Genomic DNA, 16,331 nt, shown 5'->3' with positions numbered 1-16,331 from the left:
TCAATGCACGGTCTTGCGCTGTTTCACGCAGGCCTGTGCCTGCAAGGTCAGTGCATCCAGGCGCTCATCGCGCTGTTTTTCCGCTTCAAGCATGGCCTCTTCGCCGTGCTGCTTGAGCAGGTAGGCGTGGATCTGCCGTACCTCGGTGGTGCGGTAGATCGGTGCGATGTCCAGGCGGCCGATCAAGGCGCCGCTGGCCTGCCCGGTGTTGCTCATCAATACCTGGGGCCCGGCGGTGGCGACGACCTGCAGGCCCATCGCCTCGAACCAGGGCACCTGGCCTGCGAAGGCATTGAGTTCGATACAGGCATGGCGTGCCTGGACGTCGGCCAGCAGCGCACGGGCGATACCATGGTGGCGGTGGCTGGGCAACACGGCGAGAAAGGCCAGGGCGCAAGCCTGGGCATCGTCCTGAGCGGGCAGGGCGAGGGCGAAGCCGAGCAACTGGTCGGGCGCATCGGCATCCAGGGCGAGCGTCAGCTCCACCGCCAGGCCGCGTGTGCCGTCCAGCGCCTGCAGGTACTGATGCACTTCCAGGCCGACGCCATATTGGTACAGGGGATACAGCGGGTTGTCCGCGGTGATGGCCACGCTGCTCAGCTCGCCGACATGATCGATCACCAACTGACGGATCTGGTTCTGGAAGGATTCGGGAGGTACACCGTCGAGACGGCTGAGGATGAACATCGGGCAAGCTCCAGCTAGGGTCGAATCGTGCCGCGCGGTAAAGCGCAGGGGGCACAGTTTAACCCAGGCCGGCGCGCATCCGTGCGAGGTCATGCGGCGCAATACCGGGTACGTCCTCGCGCGGCCCCGGCGCCTGGCCGAATCTTCATGGAGGGCTATGCTTTTCGCTGCGTCGAGCCGTCCAGGCGCTTGCCAGAAGTCCGGTTCTTCTAAAGGAGAAGGCTCCATGAAATCCATGACACTGCTGCTGATCGCGTCCGTATTAAGCTTTGCCGCCCACGCCGAATCCGGCCCCGAAACCAACTGCGCCGCCAAGATCAAGGAACTCGAGGACATCCACAAGGCCGATGGCCAGGCCTTGCATGGTGGCATGGCCCAGGACTATCAGAAGTTGCTCACCCAGGCCAAGGATGCCCAGGCCGCTGGCGACATGACCAAATGCCAGGCCTCGGCCGACCGCGCCAAGACCATCTACAACAAGGCGCGGGGCAGATAGCGCATCCCTCTGGTTTCGTCGGCCCTCATTCGCGCTGGTGCAGTTGCGGGGCTGGCGAAACCGGGCGCCAGGGCGTTCCGGTACGGGCCTGGTCTCGGGTAAGCTTTGCGCTATAGCGATAGCTCATGAGATTGCGCATGCCCCAGACCACCCTTGCCCTCGACTGCCTGCTCACCGGACACGCCCAGCCCTTCACGCGACCTGGCTCACGCAGCGCCATCGACAAGCAGCCCCGGCAGGGCCCGCTCAAGGTCACCTTCCTGGGCCTTGAAGGCGACGAGCAGGGCGACCTGCGGGTACACGGCGGTATCGAGAAGGCAATTCATCATTACCCTCATGAACATTATCTCGACTGGGCCGCCGAACTCGGCGAGCACCCATTGCTGGCGCAGCCAGGGGCGTTCGGCGAGAACTTCAGCACCACTGGCTGGCGCGAGACGGATGTCTGCCTGGCAGACCGGATCCGCGTGGGCTCGGCGCTGCTGGAAGTCTCCCAGGGGCGCATGCCCTGCTGGAAGCTCAATGATCGCTTCGAGGTGGCCCAGATGGCCCTGCGCGTGCAGCAGAGCGGGCGCACCGGTTGGTACTACCGGGTGCTCGAAGAAGGCGTGGTGCGGCCGGGCGATCGCTTGCAGCTGGTCGAGCGCCCGCATGGCGAGTGGTCGGTGGCGAGGCTGTCGGCGGTGCTGTTCGACAGGCACCTCGAACCGGAGTTGCTGGCGCAATGCCTGGCCTTGCCACTGGTGCCGTCATGGCGCAGGACCTTGCAGCGGCGCCTGGAGCAGCGCCAGGTTGAAGACTGGGCCTCGCGCCTGGAAGGAGCACCTGCCAGTGGCGTATGACGTGGACGCCCGCCTGGTGATCGGCGTGGCTTCGAGCGCGGTGTTCGACCTCAGCGAGTCCGATGCGGTGTTCCGCCGCGAAGGCGAGGCGCAATACCGCAAGTACCAGGAGCAGCACCTGCACACCCCGTTGGGCAAGGGCATCGCTTATCCCTTCATCAAGCGTCTGCTGGCGCTGAACGACCTGCGCGAAGACCCCAACGACCCGTTGGTGGAGGTCGTGCTGCTGTCGCAGAACGACCCGGACACCGGCCTGCGCGTGATGAAGACCATCGAGCATTACGGCCTGAACATGACTCGGGCAATCTTTATGCAGGGCCGGTCGCCCTATGAATATATCCCGGCGTTGAACATCGCCCTGTTCCTCTCTGCCGACAAGAAACACGTGGACGCGGCGATCCAGGCCGGCCATCCGGCGGGCCAGGTGCTCGATTCGCAGTTCGACGATGACGAAAGCGACGACAGCCTGCGCATCGCCTTCGACTTCGACGGCGTGCTGGCCGGGGACGAGTCGGAAGCCGTGATGCAGCGCGATGGCCTGGTGGGTTTTCATGCCCATGAGGTGACCAATGTCACCCAGCCTCACAACCCAGGGCCGCTCAAGGAGTTCTTCGTGCGGATCGCGAGGATCCAGGCGATCGAAGAGCAATACAAGCTCAAGCACGAAGGCTACGAGAACCGCCTGCGGGTCTCCATCGTCACCGCCCGCAATGCACCGTCCCATGAGCGTGCGCTAAATACGCTCAAGAGCTGGGGCGTCATGGCCAATGATGCGTTCTTCCTGGGCGGCATCGAAAAGCGCCGGGTGCTGCAGGTGCTCAAGCCGCACATCTTCTTCGACGACCAGTCGGGGCACCTGAAGAGCACCCGTACCGTGGTGCCCTCGGTGCACATCCCGTTCGGCGTCACCAACCAGACGGGTTAGGCGGCGGTCGGTACCCTGTAGGAGCGGGCTAGTCCCGCGGACACCGGCGAAGCCGGAGCCATCCCACAGGTTGGCGCTGCCCGTACGCGCCCTTAGAACCAGCGGTCGTTGCGCTTGCGCCCACGGGTCAGGGCCGGCAGGATCAGGCCCGCCAGCAGGCCGGCACCGGCAATGCTGCCGCCATACACCATGTAGCGCATCATCACCTGCTTGTTCTCGTCACCCAGGCGTGCCTGGGTATCGCGCAGGGATGACTGCGCCTGATCGAGCTGCTCGTTGAGCGACTTGTTACGAGCCTCCAGCTCGTCGATCAGCGCCTTGCGCGAGTCGAGGGTCTCCTGCATGCCTTGCACGCGGTTCTTCCAGCTGTCGTCGATGGTCTTGAGCTGATCGGACAGCTGCGCCACCTTCGCATCCAGCGCTGGCAGGCGCTCGGCCTGGCCAGGCACCGATTGCAGGTCGCTGTTGAGAATCCACACCAGGTCGCCGTTCTGGCCGCGTACCTGGCTGTAGTTGCCCTGGGTGTCGACCAGGGTGACCTTCTGCCCGGCCTTGACCGAGCCTACGATGCGGTGACCGTTGGTCGGCCCGCTGCGCACATAGGTGCTCAGGCTGTCGCTGACCCAGCGCGCATCGCTGGCCGGCTCTTCGGCATGGGCAGGGCCGGCGAGGGCGACCAGGGCGGCGGCGAACAGGGTGGCAAGGGCAGGGGAGGCAGGGCGGAAGTCGGGCATGGTGGTCTTCGCTGAAACAGGACAAAAGAAGGCCCGGTGACTGGGCCGATGAACCGGTCGGTGGTTTGACCGTCAGCGAAAGACCGTTTTTATCGAGGCAGGTTCACTGCTTGGCGTAGGAAATGTCTGCAGGATGTTGCAAGCCCTCCATCGCGGGACAAGCCCGCTCCCACAGAGGTCAGGCTTGTCGCACTGCGCCTGTAGGAGCGGCCTCGTGCCGCGAAAGGGCCGCAAAGCGGCCCCAAAGACCTCAAGTCACGACTTGGTAGCACGGCACATACGCCGCCCCCCCAGGCAACTTCATCCGGTGCTGGTCGACGAACGCCTGCAGCAACCGCCCCAGCGGATCCAGCACGGCGCTGTCACCGCGAATCTGGTACGGCCCGTGCTCTTCGATCAGGCGAATGCCCTTGTCCTTGACGTTGCCGGCCACCACTCCGGAAAACGCCCGGCGCAGGTTGGCCGCCAACTCGTGAGGCGGCAGTTCCCGACGCAGGTCCAGGTTGGCCATGTTCTCGTGGGTCGGGTCGAACGGGCGCTGGAAGCCTTCCTCGATCTTGAGCAGCCAGTTGAAGTGGAAGGCGTCGTTGCGCTCGCGGCGGAACTGCTTGACCGCCAGCAGCCCTTCGACCATATGTCGGGCCACCTCGGCCGGGTCGTCGATGATGATCTTGTAATGGCGCTGGGCTGTTTCGCCCAGGGTGGCGCCGACAAAGGCGTGCAGCTGCTGCAGATAGGCCTCGGCGCTGCGCGGGCCGGTGAGGATGACCGGGAAAGGCAGGTCCTGGTTGTCCGGGTGCATGAGGATGCCCAGCAGGTACAGGAACTCCTCGGCGGTACCCGCGCCACCGGGGAAGATGATGATGCCGTGGCCGACCCGCACGAAGGCTTCCAGGCGCTTCTCGATGTCCGGCAGGATCACCAGTTCGTTGACGATCGGGTTGGGCGCTTCGGCGGCGATGATGCCCGGCTCGGTCAGGCCGAGGTAGCGGCTGCCGTGCATGCGCTGCTTGGCGTGGGCGATGGTCGCTCCCTTCATCGGGCCTTTCATCACGCCTGGGCCGCAACCGGTGCAGACATCCAGCTTGCGCAGGCCCAATTCGTGGCCGACCTTCTTGGTGTACTGGTACTCCTCGCTGCTGATCGAATGGCCGCCCCAGCACACCACCATCTTCGGCTCGACGCCCGGGCGTAGGGTGCGGGCGTTGCGCAGCAGGTGGAAGACGTAGTCGGTGATGCCTTGGGAACTCTCCAGGTCGATACGCTGGCTGGCCAATTCGCTTTCGGTGTAGACGATATCGCGCAGGGCGCTGAAGAGCATCTCGCGGGTGCTGGCGATCATCTCGCCATCGACGAAGGCGTCGGCGGGGGCGTTGAGCAGCTCCAGGCGCACGCCGCGATCTTGCTGGTGGATGCGCACCTCGAAGTCCTGGTAGGCCTCGAGGATGGTCTTGGCGTTGTCGACATGGGCCCCGGTATTGAGGATGGCCAGGGCGCACTGGCGGAACAGGGTGTACAGACTACCGGTACCGACTTCACTCAGTTGCTGGACTTCACGTTGCGACAGCGTCTCCAGGCTGCCTTTGGGGCTGACGGATGCGTTGATGACATTGCGTTGGGGCATCTAAGTCTTTCCTGTGCGTGTAAAACTCCTACTTGGACACCACCATACCGACAAATGCGCACGGCAACGAGGGGGGCGCCGAAAAAGCCTAGCCGAGCAGACGTTGTACACCCAGGGTGATCGCCAGCCCGCCGCCGATCAACCACAGGTTCAGCAATGCCCCGGTGAGCAAGGCGCGCGGGCCTGCCTGGCGGATCTGGCTGAAGCGGGTTTCTATGCCCAGGGCCGTCATGGCCATGGTCAGGGCAAAGGTGTCCAGGTTGTTGATCGAGGTGACCAGCGGTGCAGGCAATACCTGCAGCGAATTGACCAGCACCAACAGCAGAAAGCCAAAGGCGAACCATGGCACCGCGATGCGACCGCCACCCTGGGCCTGGCCCGGCGCGCGCGAGCGGCTGATCCACAGGCCGACCACCAGCAGCACCGGCACCAGCAGCAGGACCCGGGTCATCTTGACGATGGTGGCGATGTGCGTGGCTTGCGGGCTCACGTTGCTGGCCGCGCCTACCACCTGGGCCACCTCGTGCAGGGTACCGCCGAAGAACAGACCCACGCCCAAGGTATCGAGTTGTACCCACCCGGCGCTCACCGTCAGCGGATAGAGGAACATCGACAGCGTACCGAACAGCACCACGCTGCCCACGGCCATGGCGGCCTTGTGTGGCTGCGAGCGCAGCGCCGACTCGAACGCCAGCACCGCCGCCGCACCGCAGATCGCGCTGCCGGCGGCCGTGAGCAGGGCGGTGTCGCGGTCCAGCTTCATCACCTTCATGCCGACCCACAGGCCGACCAGCAGCGTGCTGACGACCACCAACAACGAGACGGTGAGCCCCGACCAACCCACTTGGGCGATTTCCTGCAGGCTGACGCGCAGGCCGAAGAAGGCCACCGCCAGGCGCAGCAGGTTGCGCGCGGAAAAGTTCACACCTGCTGCCCAGCTCTCCGGCAGGCCATGGCGCAAGGCATTGCCATACAGGGCACCAGCGACGATACCGACGATGAGTGGGCTGATGCCCAGCCCGGCGATGGCGGGCAAGGCTGACACTTGGGTGACAGCGAAGGCGAACAGGGCAACGAACAGGATGCCATTGAGCCGCCCACGCGTGGAGTGGGTGGGCGCGAGGGCCGGAGTGGCAGGGGCCGTGGTCATGGTAGGACCTCCGAACGGTGACGAGATGAGGTCTACGTTAATTCAGTTATAAGCTTATAAAAAATCGTACTTTGAGATGTAAAGTATCCGCTTAGCTGATATTTTTACCCAATGACCCCAGAACAACTGATAACGTTCGCCACGGTTGCCGAGCATGGCAATATCAGCCACGCCGCGAACGCACTGCATTTGTCCCAGCCAGCCGTCTCGGGCCAGCTCAAGCTGTTGCAAGAAGCGTTCGGCGAGCCGTTGTACCAACGCGCAGGCCGTGGCGTGCGCCTGACCGCGGCCGGCGAGCAGTTGCTTGGGCATGCCGAGCGCCTGCGCGAAACCTTTCGCCAGGCCCAGGCACTGCGTGATGCCATGCGCGGCCTTGAGCGTGGCACGTTGCGCATCGGTGCGAGCACTACGCCGGCCAGCTATCTATTGCCTTATCTGCTGGCGGATTTTCATGGGCGTTACCCGGATGTAGTCGTCACCACGACCAATGGCAACACCTCGGAAATCGTTGCGGCGCTGGAAACCCTCGATATCGCCCTGATCGAAGGGCCGCCCGGCCAGGAGCTGGCGTTGGGCACCGAAGTCACGGCCTGGCGCGAAGATGAAATCGTCGCCATCGTCCCGGGCAACCACCCTTTGGCGAGCGACAGCCAGACGCAACCCCTCGCCGTGTTGGGGGCTTACCCATTGGTGCTGCGCGAAAGTGGTTCAGGCGTGCGGCAATTGGTGGAGCGCGCCTTCGCCCGAGAGGGCGTGGCGATGCGTGTAGCGCTGGAGATCGCCGGAGTGGAAGGGGTGAAGGAGGCAGTCAGGGCAGGGATGGGCATCGGCTTCGTGTCAGCGATGTCGATTCGTCATGAAGACAATGCCCTGCACCGCCTGGGCATTGCGCCACAGCCCCTGACACGCCATTTCTCGATCCTGATGCCCCATGCCGCGACACCTTCGCGGGCGGCTGCTCGGTTCATGGCGCTGTGCCTGGGCCAATAGGGGGTCATGGCCGGTATTGAATTACGCTGCTGCTGATTCCTCTATCGGGCCCGCCCGGCACTGTTCTCGCGCAACGCCTTGGCCACCTGTGCTTCGATCTGGTAGGCCGGCCCCTCGAGCTCGTCATAGTTACGCGTATACCGCCGGGCGAATTCCTCGACTCCCAGTTCCTGGTATTGCTGCACGTGCTTGAGCTCATGGGCCCAGAGCGCGACATTGTCCTCGGCATCCTGCGCCCGGCGGAAGATGATCGTGTCGATCAACGTCACCGCGTTCACATCCGGGTTTTGCAATATGGCATTGGCCGCGCTCATCTGCTTTTCGTTGCCTACCCGATAACGCGCTGCATCGAGCACGGCGAAGTCGTACCACGGCTCGAGCTGGGCACGGATGTGCAGAGGGATCGGCTGGGTGCCGGCTGCGCTCGCCTCGTCACGGGCCTGGTGCAACGCGAAAGCCAGGCTGCCGGAGGCCATGGTTTCCACGTCCTTGAATATCTGGCCCGCCTGGCCGGGGTCGATCGGCGCGCAGAAGCAGCCCATCAGGCACACCTCGTACTGGCCGGGCGGGCAGGCTGATTGCGCGCATACGGGAAGAGCGAGCAACAGGCCGAACAGAAGATTAACGTGTTTCATTCAAGGTCTCGTCGACAAAGCCGCGACTGCCTCCAGCACCTGGGCTTGAACATCCTCACCGGCCAACATGCTGACCCCTGTGGGAACGGGCTTGTCCCGCGATCAAGGGCGAAGCCCTTGCCAGGCGACGGTGATATCGGGCCTCGCCCAATCGCGGGACAAGCCCGCTCCCACAAGAGACCCGTAAAATCAAATAGTCATGGGTTGTTCTATGAGGGCGGCTCGTCCCGCGCTTGCGCTGCGAAATGGCCCAGGTACGGATCAGAAGTTGGCCGGGGTATTGGCGCTGATGATCTCGGCTTCGTCGGGGCCGATGTTCTTGAAGCTGTGCGGCAGGGTGGTGGGGATGTAATACCCGTCGCCGGAGTTGAGAATGCTCACATGCCCATCGACCCACAATTCGACGGTGCCGCGGGTGACCAGGCCGCATTCTTCGCCTTCGGAGTGCACGATCGGCTCGCCGGAGTCGGCGCCTGGGGCATAGAGCTCGCGCAACATGCGCATCTGACGACCTTCCACACTGGCACCGACCAGCAGCATACGCAGGCCGTTGCGGCCCAGGTCCGGCTGCTCGCCAGCGCGGAATACGTAGCGCTCTTCGCGCACCGGTTCGTCGAAACTGAAGAACTCGGCCAGGGACATGGGAATCCCTTCGAGCAGCTTTTTCAGGGAACTGACCGAAGGGCTGACACGGTTCTGTTCGATCTGCGAGATCGTCGAGTTGGTCAGGCCACTGCGGCGGGCCAGTTCCCGCTGGGAGAGGTTGTTGCGTTCACGCACCAGTTTGAGTCGTGTCCCCGTGTCCATAGCCGCCTTGTTAGATAGAGAGGTGTCAAAAATAATGGGCGACGCATTAAAGCATACTCTGGGCGGCAGCGCGCTGTGCTCGTCAGTGGCGTTGGTCGGCGGGCGTCGGCCACAGCCCGACCACCAGCAACAGCACGGCCACCGCCAGGAACGGCAGGCGTGGGTCCAGGGCATAGACCAGGGTGCCGGCCAACGGCCCGATCACCGCACCCATGCCTTGGGCGGCGCCGACGGAGCCGGCGGTGGCGCCTTGTTCCGAGGCGTGCATGGCATTGGCCGCCAACGCCGAGAAGGCCGGAAAGACAAAGCCCATGCCGCCAGCCGCGACGAAGAACGCGGCCCACAGCCAGGGCGCGCTGGCGGCCAGCGCGGCGCAGGCGAAGCCCAGGGCCGAGACACTGGCACCGATGCGGATCATCTTCAGCGGTGGCCACTCCAAACGACGCAGCAGCACCTGCACCAGTATCAGCGCAACGCCCACGGTGGTCAGGGCGATGCCGGCAGCCTGGGCGGCATCGGCCGGGCCCAGTTGCAGGCGATCAAGGGCGAAGAAACCCACGGTGATCTGCGACACCGTCACGCTGAGCATGGCGCTGAAGGCGACCAACAAGGGGCGACGCAGGCGTCGGTCACCTAGCCGGACCGGGCTTGGTGCATGGCTGTGTGCCAGTGGTTGCGGCTTGAGCTTGAACAGCAGCACGAGGAAGGCGCTCGCCGGCAGCAGCGACATCACATAGAAGGGCATGCTCAGGCTGTGGCGCGCCAGCAGCGCCGCCAATGCCGGGCCCAGCACCAGGCCCACGGCGTTGGCCGCGCCCAGCGAGGCCATGGCTCGCACCCGGCGTTGCGGCTCGACATGGTCGGCGATCAGGGCATTGGCGCTGACCGGCAAGGCGGCGTAGAAGGCGCCGATCAGCCCGCGGGTGAGCATCAGGCCGACGAACGCCAGGGTCGCGCCAGGCAGCCAATGCAAGGCACCGTCGATGAACAGGCACAGCAACCAGTAGGACACGGTGAAGCCCGCACTGCCCAGCAGCAGGATGCGCCTGCGCCCGTGAAGGTCGGCGGCGCGTCCCCAGGGGCGTGCCAGCAGCACCCAGACCACGCCGGCCACGGTCACCGCCGCACCGGCCTGCCAGGTCGCCATGCCGAGCAGGCGGGCGATCGGGCCCACCAGGGAGACGAACGCCATCATCGACATGGTGCAGGCCATGCTGACCAGCAGCAGGGGGCGTAGGTCCAGGGTGGGCGCGGCAGGGGCCTTCGCGAGGGTCATGGGCAGTCCAGGCAGTTCGGAACAGAAGGGCAGATGGTAGTGACGATTGCCCGTATCTGTCGACTCGGCTGCCCATCACCGCGTCATTCGCCTCGGCGCAAAGGGCCAGGCCACATGGCACGCAGCACGCCATCCCGACGCACCAGAGCATGCATCAGCGCCGCGCCCAGGTGCACCAGCACCGTGGCGAACAACACGTAGCCGGCCCAGCCATGGGCTTGGCGCAGGATGGCGTACAGCTGCAGGTCATGGGGCACGATGGCTGGCAGTTGCAGGGGCCGCGGATAGCCACCGGCTGACAGCATCGCCCAGCCCAGCAAGGGCATGGCCAGCATCAGCGCATAGAGCAGCAGGTGCGAGGCGCCGGCCGCCAGGCGTTGCAGCGGCGGCAGGTCGCGCGGCAACGGTGGGTGCGCCAAGGTCAGGCGCAGGCCGATCCGCACGATCACCAGGGCGAGCAAGGCAAGGCCGGTGGCTTTGTGCAGCTCGACCAGCAAAGGATGGCGGGGCGACAGGTCGCCCACCATGCTCACGCCGATGAACAGCATGGCCAGGATCAGCACGGCCATCAGCCAATGCACCAGGCGGGCGAGGGGGTGGAAGGCGGTGGCGCTCATGGGCGTGCTCCGGTGGCGAGGGACTCGCGGCTACGGCGGTTGAAGGATTCCGAATAGGCTGCCGAACGCGCAGCGAGGATCGGGTCGTCGGACGGCTCGATGCCGTGAGGCAATATCAGTGGGTCGAAGTTGATATCGCGGCAGGCGCCTTGCTCGGGGGTGTCGACCTGCTCGACCACCAGCGTCCCGGCGTCGATGCTGCGCCGCCCAGCTGGCCACGGTTGGGACGGATCATTCACGGGGTCGCCTGGCTCGGCCAGCACCAGGCGCAAGGTCCAGCGCAACGGGCCCTGGGCCAGACGCTGTCGAAGGTCGTGCTGCAGGTACAGGTTGTCCTCGACGTGCCCCGGCAAGGGCGCGAATGCCGTTTGCGGCTCCAGTTGCCAGCGCACCGGGTGGGTCTGGCCGCCACCGTCTTCGAGCACGAAGGCGTTGATGCTGTGATACTGGGTGCTGGCGAAACTGTCGCTGGGCTTGTAGGCGGACGCCCATTGGCGGAAGGCCGCGCTTTCTGGGTGCGCAGCGAAGAATGCCTGCATCTTGGACGGGTCGGGCTTTTTCGTGGTGGGGTCTGGCGTCATGGCCAGGACCTGTTGATAGAACGCTTGCGGCGTGGCGACCGCCAGCACCGGAGGGTTGTTCATGCCGGTGCGCCAGACTTGCCCGTCGTCGGTACTGAACTGCAAGGCCAGGCTGCGCACCGGGATGCTGGTGTCGGGGCTGAACGGGTTGGCGCCGCCGATGGCGAAACGCCCGATCACTGGCACGCGCGGTTGGCTGAAGACCCGGGCGCGGGAGAGCGGTTCTGCCAGTCCGCTGCTTTGGAAATAGCCGCTGACACACAATCCCTTGGCGTGGTTCTTGCGATAACCGGGGAAATGCCCGGCCTGGGCCTCGAAGGTGTCGATGATGCGCTGGGGCGTCAACGCTGGTGTACCTATCCAGCCGGCGGCGTAGGCAAAGCCTGCCCCCAGGGCCGCCATGGCGGCGCCGATGGCGGCCAGACGCAGGGCTTTGGCAGGGCCGTGCAAAGGTGTGTTCATGATCAGGATCCGCGCATTGAGTGAGCCGGTACGACGTAATCGGGAGGCTTTTATTCCCAGGCGAGGAATAAATTTCAGCCCCAGGCGTCTGCTCCTTAGACTGACAGCCTTCAAGGACCGGGACCTGAACATGCATGACCTGGATGAACAACAGTGGCGCGAGCTGCTTCAACGGCTACGCCGTTTTGCCTTGTGGCTGTGCCATGAGTCGGGCAATGCCGACGACCTGGTGCAGGCCACGGTAGAGCGCGCCCTGAGCCGTGGTGGGCAACCCCGTGAGGCGGACAGCCTGCGGGCCTGGTTGTTCACCATCCTGTACCGGCTGTTCCTCGATGGTAAGCGCCGCGAGCGCCTGCATGCGCGCTGGCTGGCCTGGTTCGGACGTGCCCAGGAGGAGGCCATTGGCGGCGAGACCGAACGCATCGTCCTGGCGCACGCCGACCTGCGGGCCTTCGCCCAGCTGTCTACCGAACAGCGGGCATTGCTGTTGTTGGTCACCGTCGAGGGCTTGAGCTACAAGGAGGCGGCCCAGGCCTTGGATATTCCCATCGGCACGGTGATGTCGCGCCTGTCGCGCGCCCGTGCCGCCCTGCGTGAGCTGACCGAGGGCAACCCTACACCCCCGGCTTTGCGGAGACTGAAATGACCCGGCTGATTCCTTCCGAGGACGAATTGCACGCCTACGTCGATGACCGGTTACCCCCGACGCGGCGCGGCGAAGTGCAGGCGTGGCTGGCGGCCAACCCGCACGAACAGGCGAGGGTCGAGGCTTGGCGCAGCGATGCCAGGCGTTTGCGGGCGGCCTTGGCGGGCTTCCCCGACATGGCAGGCCAGGCTCGGCTGGATCTTGAGCATCTGCGGCAACGGCTGCACCAACGCCGACGGCGGCTCTGGGCGTCGGCGGCGGCGTTGTTGCTGGCGTTGGGAGTGGGTGGGCTCGGAGGCTGGCAGGCGCGCGAGGCAACCCTGTTTGCAGGCGTGCAGCCCATGGAGGATGCGGTCCAGGCCCATCGCCTATTCGCTGGCGGTACGGCATTGGACATGCAGGCCACCGACCCTGCGCGGCTCCAGGACTGGCTACGGCGCCACTTCGAGCAGGTCGGGCAGTTGCCTGACCTTGCCGGCTATGGTTTCCAGCCAGTGGGCGCTCGGTTGCTCAGCAACGAGGAGGGCGCAGCGGCCTTGCTGGTCTTCCAGGATCGACAAGGGGAGCGCATCAGTCTGTTCCTGCGCTCGCCAAGCGAACGCTATGCACGCATGCCGAATGGGCAGCGAACCGACGGTGGACTGCAAGCCCGTTATTGGTCCCATGGTGCCTACAACTTCGCCCTGGTCAGCGAGGCGGACGATGCGCGTGGGGAGCAGGTCCGGCGGGCTTTGGGGGTGAGCCTGTGATGCGTTTGCCGCTTGCGAGTCGGGGATGCGCTCACCAGCCCTATCGCGGGGCAAGCCCGCTCTCATAGAGCAGCGCATAACTATTTGATTTTGCGGGCCTTGTGGGAGCGGGCTTGTCCCGCGATTGGGCCGGGCCTGATATCACCGTCGCCTGGCAAGGGCTTCGCCCTTGATCGCGGGGCAAGTCGGACCGCCGCACCGCCGCTCCCGCAGGGGGACCAGCGCTGGTCGCTTGTTCTTTGCGCGACAGCGCAGCTCAAGGGCTGGGTGATCTCCCACAACGCGGAAGCCGGCGTGCTCCGCGATAGGGCCAGAGCCAGGCGACTGGATTCTGGCAAACCCTACCTCAATGCCCTTTCAACCCCACCTAGCAGCAAGCTTTCCATCAGTTCAAGCGCCTGCGCCTCACTCAAGCCTCGCCCCAACAACAACCCAGGCAGTTGATTGAGCAGCGTCGCCAGCACATGCCCCGTAGCGGCCAACGTCTTTCCCTGCACTTGGGGCTGTGGTGCGATCAGATGCAACAGCCCTTTTTCGTAGCGTGCCCGCAGCTCCATCAGCCGCGCCTGCTGCGCTTCGCTCAGGCAGCAGAAGTCCCGTTCGGCCAGGCGAAACTGCATGGGGCGCTCCACATGCAACTGCCAGTGCGCGGCAATCAGGCGGGGCAATACCGCCTGTCCACGTGCCAGCGCCCGGCGTCCCTGGTCCAGGGTTGCCTGCAATTCCTCGTACAGCTCCTCTATCAGGTCGTACAACAGGTCCTGCTTGCTTGGGAAATGGTGATACAGCGAACCTGCGGTCAGGCCCACATGCGCAGCCAATTCGCGCATGCTGACCTGGCCAAAGCCTTTTTCGGCGAAGAGCGCCATGGCCTTGTCGCGGCGCTCTTCGAAATTCGCACAGCGCAGGGCGGCATTGACTGGCATGGCGCTCGCTCCTGATCAGTAGGTGAAGAAACCGCGGCCGCTTTTACGCCCCAGGTAGCCGGCGGCGACCATTTCCTTGAGCAGCGGGGCAGGGCGGTATTTGCTGTCATTGAAGCCCTCGTGGAAGGCCTCCATGATCGCCAGCAAGGTGTCCAGGCCGATCAGGTCGGCCAGGGCCAGCGGGCCGATCGGCTGGTTGCAGCCCAGGCGCATGCCGGTGTCGATGTCCTCGGCACTGGCCAGGCCTTCCTGGCGCACGAAGATCGCCTCGTTGATCATCGGCACCAGGATGCGGTTGACCACGAAGCCTGGGCGGTTGCCGGCGGTAATCGGCGTCTTGCCCAGCTTTTCGGTCACTACCAGCGCTTGGGCATAGGTGCTGTCGCTGGTCTGCAGGCCGCGGATGATTTCCACCAGGGCCATCATCGGCACCGGGTTGAAGAAGTGCACGCCGATGAAGCGCTCCGGGTGCTCGATGCTGGCGGCAAGGGCTGTGACCGACAGCGACGAGGTGTTGGTGGCGATCAGGCAGTCATTGCCGACATTGGCGGCGACTTGCTTGAGAATACGCTGCTTGAGCTCGAGGTTCTCGGTGGCTGCCTCGATCACCAGCTGCGCGCTGGCCAGCTCGGCGTAGTCGGTGCTGGTGCGGATGCGCGTTCTGGCCGCCAGGGCCTTGTCGGCTTCCAGGGTGCCTTTGTTGACCTGGCGCTCCAGGTTCTTGCCCAGGGTCGCCACGCCACGCTCGAGCGCGGCCTCGGACACATCGATCAGCACTACCTGGTAGCCCGCCACTGCACAGACCTGGGCGATGCCGTTGCCCATGGTGCCGGCGCCGATCACGGCGATCTGTTGAATGCTCACGTCCAGACTCCTCAAACGCGCTCGAAGACCACGGCGATGCCTTGGCCGCCGCCGATGCACATGGTGGCCAGGGCATAGCGGCCCTGGGTACGGTGCAGTTCATGGATGGCCTTGGTTGCGATGATCGCACCGGTGGCACCGACCGGGTGGCCAAGGGAGATGCCCGAACCGTTGGGGTTGACCTTCTCCGGGTCGAAGTCCAGCGCGCGGGCCACGGCGCAGGCCTGGGCGGCGAAGGCTTCGTTGGATTCGATCACGTCCAGGTCGTGGATGGCCAGGCCGGCCTTCTCCAGCACCTTGCGCGTGGCCGGGATCGGGCCCAGGCCCATCAGTTCCGGCTCGACGCCGGCGTGGGCGTATGCCACCAGGCGTGCCAGGGGTTTGAGGCCCAGGCGACGCACGGCGTCACCGGTGGCCAGGACCAGGCCGGCTGCACCGTCGTTGATGCCGCTGGCGTTGCCCGCGGTGACGCTCCCGTCTTTCTTGAACACCGGCTTCATGCCGGCCAGTTGCTCGGCGGTCACTTCGGCGCGCACGTGCTCGTCGGTGGCGAACTGCACGCTGCCTTTGCGGGTCTTCAGCTCGATGGGGACGATCTGGCTGGCGAAACGGCCTTCGGCAATGGCTCGGGCGGCGCGGCGCTGGCTGGTCAGGGCCAGCTCATCCTGCATTTCCCGGGTGATGCCATGCTTGGCCGCAACGTTTTCGGCGGTGATGCCCATGTGGAAGTGTTCGAAGGGGTCCTGCAGCACGCCCACGGTGTAGTCGATGCCTTGCAGGTCGCCCATGCGCGCGCCCCAACGGGCTTGCGGCAGCAGGTAGGGACCGCGGCTCATGGACTCGGCGCCAGCGGCCAGGGCCACGTCGGTATCGCCCAGCAGCAGGGTCTGCGCCGCCGATACGATGGCCTGCAGGCCCGAACCGCACAGGCGGTTGACGTTGAAGGCCGGGGTTTCCTTCGGTACGCCGGCATTCATCGAAGCGACGCGGCTGAGGTAGGCATCGCGCGGCTCGGTGGGGATCACGGTACCCATGACCACATGGCCGATGTCGCTGGCGGCCACACCCGAACGCTCGATGGCGGCGCGGCTGATGGCGCTGGCCAGGTCTGCCAGCGGCAGGTCCTTGAGAGACCCACCGAAACCACCGATGGCCGAACGGACTGCACTGACGACGTAGATTTCTGCGTTGCTCATGGAAGGCTCCGATTGCGAAGGCATGGCGGGACCGGCACAGGCTCTGCGAGAATGGCCGGCGTTCCCAGGATGGGTCGAGTCTAGGCAAACGCCTGGGCCCGGCCTATGCCGGATCTGTTCAGTA

The 16,331-nt window shown here is 65.1% G+C and carries 18 protein-coding genes; 6 read left to right on the top strand and 12 right to left on the bottom strand.

The features are described 5' to 3' along the window. Positions 1-687: a GNAT family N-acetyltransferase gene (locus IRZ56_RS00605; RefSeq protein ID WP_196143124.1), complete on the bottom strand. Its 687-nt coding sequence runs from the start codon at positions 685-687 to the stop codon at positions 1-3. 226 nt (positions 688-913) lie between these two features. Between IRZ56_RS00605 and IRZ56_RS00600 the strand changes: the two genes are divergently transcribed. The 3 genes from IRZ56_RS00600 to IRZ56_RS00590 all read left to right on the top strand — a co-directional run bounded on the left by IRZ56_RS00600 (position 914) and on the right by IRZ56_RS00590 (position 2,950). Further along, a complete protein-coding gene (locus IRZ56_RS00600) occupies positions 914-1,183 on the top strand; it encodes a hypothetical protein (protein ID WP_196143123.1) in 270 nt (89 codons plus the stop codon). 137 nt (positions 1,184-1,320) lie between these two features. Then, positions 1,321-2,025, top strand: a complete 705-nt coding sequence (locus IRZ56_RS00595) for an MOSC domain-containing protein (RefSeq protein WP_196143122.1) — start codon at positions 1,321-1,323, stop codon at positions 2,023-2,025. Then, entirely contained in the window at positions 2,015-2,950 is a 936-nt protein-coding gene (locus IRZ56_RS00590) for a 5'-nucleotidase (protein WP_196143121.1), read from the top strand. Before IRZ56_RS00595 ends, IRZ56_RS00590 begins: the two co-directional genes overlap by 11 nt. 92 nt (positions 2,951-3,042) lie before the next feature. On the opposite strand, the gene IRZ56_RS00585 is transcribed toward IRZ56_RS00590, so the two are convergent. From IRZ56_RS00585 to IRZ56_RS00575, 3 genes are all read right to left on the bottom strand, one after another. Further along, positions 3,043-3,684 carry a TIGR04211 family SH3 domain-containing protein gene (locus IRZ56_RS00585; RefSeq protein ID WP_196143120.1) on the bottom strand — a complete coding sequence of 214 codons (642 nt, stop codon included), beginning with the start codon at positions 3,682-3,684 and terminating at the stop codon, positions 3,043-3,045. A 250-nt stretch (positions 3,685-3,934) separates the two neighbouring features. Next, entirely contained in the window at positions 3,935-5,308 is a 1,374-nt protein-coding gene (gene ppnN / locus IRZ56_RS00580) for a nucleotide 5'-monophosphate nucleosidase PpnN (protein ID WP_196143119.1), read from the bottom strand. A gap of 88 nt (positions 5,309-5,396) precedes the next feature. Continuing rightward, complete coding sequence (locus tag IRZ56_RS00575) at positions 5,397-6,458, bottom strand: YeiH family protein (protein WP_196143118.1); 1,062 nt, start codon at positions 6,456-6,458, stop codon at positions 5,397-5,399. A gap of 111 nt (positions 6,459-6,569) precedes the next feature. Here IRZ56_RS00575 and IRZ56_RS00570 point away from each other — a divergent pair, with 111 nt between their 5' ends. Next, positions 6,570-7,448: a LysR family transcriptional regulator gene (locus IRZ56_RS00570; RefSeq protein WP_196143117.1), complete on the top strand. Its 879-nt coding sequence runs from the start codon at positions 6,570-6,572 to the stop codon at positions 7,446-7,448. A 41-nt stretch (positions 7,449-7,489) separates the two neighbouring features. Here IRZ56_RS00570 and IRZ56_RS00565 read toward each other — a convergent pair whose 3' ends face one another. The 5 genes from IRZ56_RS00565 to IRZ56_RS00545 all read right to left on the bottom strand — a co-directional run bounded on the left by IRZ56_RS00565 (position 7,490) and on the right by IRZ56_RS00545 (position 11,832). Further along, complete coding sequence (locus IRZ56_RS00565) at positions 7,490-8,083, bottom strand: DUF4157 domain-containing protein (RefSeq protein ID WP_196143116.1); 594 nt, start codon at positions 8,081-8,083, stop codon at positions 7,490-7,492. Between the two features lie 261 nt (positions 8,084-8,344). Further along, positions 8,345-8,890 carry a cupin domain-containing protein gene (locus tag IRZ56_RS00560; RefSeq protein ID WP_196143115.1) on the bottom strand — a complete coding sequence of 182 codons (546 nt, stop codon included), beginning with the start codon at positions 8,888-8,890 and terminating at the stop codon, positions 8,345-8,347. Positions 8,891-8,972: 82 nt separating this feature from the next. Next, positions 8,973-10,166, bottom strand: coding sequence for an MFS transporter (locus tag IRZ56_RS00555; protein WP_196143114.1), 1,194 nt, complete (start codon positions 10,164-10,166; stop codon positions 8,973-8,975). 83 nt (positions 10,167-10,249) lie between these two features. Beyond that, complete coding sequence (locus IRZ56_RS00550; protein WP_196143113.1) at positions 10,250-10,783, bottom strand: cytochrome b; 534 nt, start codon at positions 10,781-10,783, stop codon at positions 10,250-10,252. Next, positions 10,780-11,832: a catalase family peroxidase gene (locus tag IRZ56_RS00545; protein WP_196143358.1), complete on the bottom strand. Its 1,053-nt coding sequence runs from the start codon at positions 11,830-11,832 to the stop codon at positions 10,780-10,782. The genes IRZ56_RS00550 and IRZ56_RS00545 overlap by 4 nt, the downstream gene beginning before the upstream one ends. A gap of 124 nt (positions 11,833-11,956) precedes the next feature. On the opposite strand from IRZ56_RS00545, the gene IRZ56_RS00540 reads away from it, so the two are divergent. Together IRZ56_RS00540 and IRZ56_RS00535 are read left to right on the top strand one after the other, a co-directional pair. Then, positions 11,957-12,472 (top strand): sigma-70 family RNA polymerase sigma factor, encoded by a 516-nt coding sequence (locus tag IRZ56_RS00540; RefSeq protein WP_196143112.1) that lies wholly within the window; start codon positions 11,957-11,959, stop codon positions 12,470-12,472. Then, entirely contained in the window at positions 12,469-13,221 is a 753-nt protein-coding gene (locus tag IRZ56_RS00535) for an anti-sigma factor family protein (RefSeq protein ID WP_196143111.1), read from the top strand. The genes IRZ56_RS00540 and IRZ56_RS00535 overlap by 4 nt, the downstream gene beginning before the upstream one ends. Before the next feature lie 341 nt (positions 13,222-13,562). Here IRZ56_RS00535 and IRZ56_RS00530 read toward each other — a convergent pair whose 3' ends face one another. From IRZ56_RS00530 to IRZ56_RS00520, 3 genes are read right to left on the bottom strand one after another with little or no spacing between them, the layout of a single operon-like run. Further along, positions 13,563-14,147, bottom strand: coding sequence for a TetR/AcrR family transcriptional regulator (locus IRZ56_RS00530; RefSeq protein ID WP_196143110.1), 585 nt, complete (start codon positions 14,145-14,147; stop codon positions 13,563-13,565). Between the two features lie 15 nt (positions 14,148-14,162). Further along, complete coding sequence (locus IRZ56_RS00525) at positions 14,163-15,011, bottom strand: 3-hydroxybutyryl-CoA dehydrogenase (protein WP_196143109.1); 849 nt, start codon at positions 15,009-15,011, stop codon at positions 14,163-14,165. A gap of 11 nt (positions 15,012-15,022) precedes the next feature. Continuing rightward, entirely contained in the window at positions 15,023-16,207 is a 1,185-nt protein-coding gene (locus tag IRZ56_RS00520; protein WP_196143108.1) for an acetyl-CoA C-acyltransferase family protein, read from the bottom strand. Positions 16,208-16,331: the final 124 nt, after the last annotated feature.

It is taken from the genome of Pseudomonas guariconensis (genome assembly GCF_015680235.1).
Classification (GTDB): domain Bacteria; phylum Pseudomonadota; class Gammaproteobacteria; order Pseudomonadales; family Pseudomonadaceae; genus Aquipseudomonas; species Aquipseudomonas guariconensis_A.
This window is presented reverse-complemented; position numbering and strand designations above follow the sequence as displayed.

Coding starts and splice junctions, on each gene's coding strand:
- IRZ56_RS00605 (WP_196143124.1), bottom strand. CDS start 687: ATGTTCATCCTCAGCCGTCTCGACGGTGTACCTCCCGAATCCTTCCAG.
- IRZ56_RS00600 (WP_196143123.1), top strand. CDS start 914: ATGAAATCCATGACACTGCTGCTGATCGCGTCCGTATTAAGCTTTGCC.
- IRZ56_RS00595 (WP_196143122.1), top strand. CDS start 1,321: ATGCCCCAGACCACCCTTGCCCTCGACTGCCTGCTCACCGGACACGCC.
- IRZ56_RS00585 (WP_196143120.1), bottom strand. CDS start 3,684: ATGCCCGACTTCCGCCCTGCCTCCCCTGCCCTTGCCACCCTGTTCGCC.
- ppnN (WP_196143119.1), bottom strand. CDS start 5,308: ATGCCCCAACGCAATGTCATCAACGCATCCGTCAGCCCCAAAGGCAGC.
- IRZ56_RS00575 (WP_196143118.1), bottom strand. CDS start 6,458: ATGACCACGGCCCCTGCCACTCCGGCCCTCGCGCCCACCCACTCCACG.
- IRZ56_RS00570 (WP_196143117.1), top strand. CDS start 6,570: ATGACCCCAGAACAACTGATAACGTTCGCCACGGTTGCCGAGCATGGC.
- IRZ56_RS00565 (WP_196143116.1), bottom strand. CDS start 8,083: ATGAAACACGTTAATCTTCTGTTCGGCCTGTTGCTCGCTCTTCCCGTA.
- IRZ56_RS00560 (WP_196143115.1), bottom strand. CDS start 8,890: ATGGACACGGGGACACGACTCAAACTGGTGCGTGAACGCAACAACCTC.
- IRZ56_RS00555 (WP_196143114.1), bottom strand. CDS start 10,166: ATGACCCTCGCGAAGGCCCCTGCCGCGCCCACCCTGGACCTACGCCCC.
- IRZ56_RS00550 (WP_196143113.1), bottom strand. CDS start 10,783: ATGAGCGCCACCGCCTTCCACCCCCTCGCCCGCCTGGTGCATTGGCTG.
- IRZ56_RS00540 (WP_196143112.1), top strand. CDS start 11,957: ATGCATGACCTGGATGAACAACAGTGGCGCGAGCTGCTTCAACGGCTA.
- IRZ56_RS00535 (WP_196143111.1), top strand. CDS start 12,469: ATGACCCGGCTGATTCCTTCCGAGGACGAATTGCACGCCTACGTCGAT.
- IRZ56_RS00530 (WP_196143110.1), bottom strand. CDS start 14,147: ATGCCAGTCAATGCCGCCCTGCGCTGTGCGAATTTCGAAGAGCGCCGC.
- IRZ56_RS00520 (WP_196143108.1), bottom strand. CDS start 16,207: ATGAGCAACGCAGAAATCTACGTCGTCAGTGCAGTCCGTTCGGCCATC.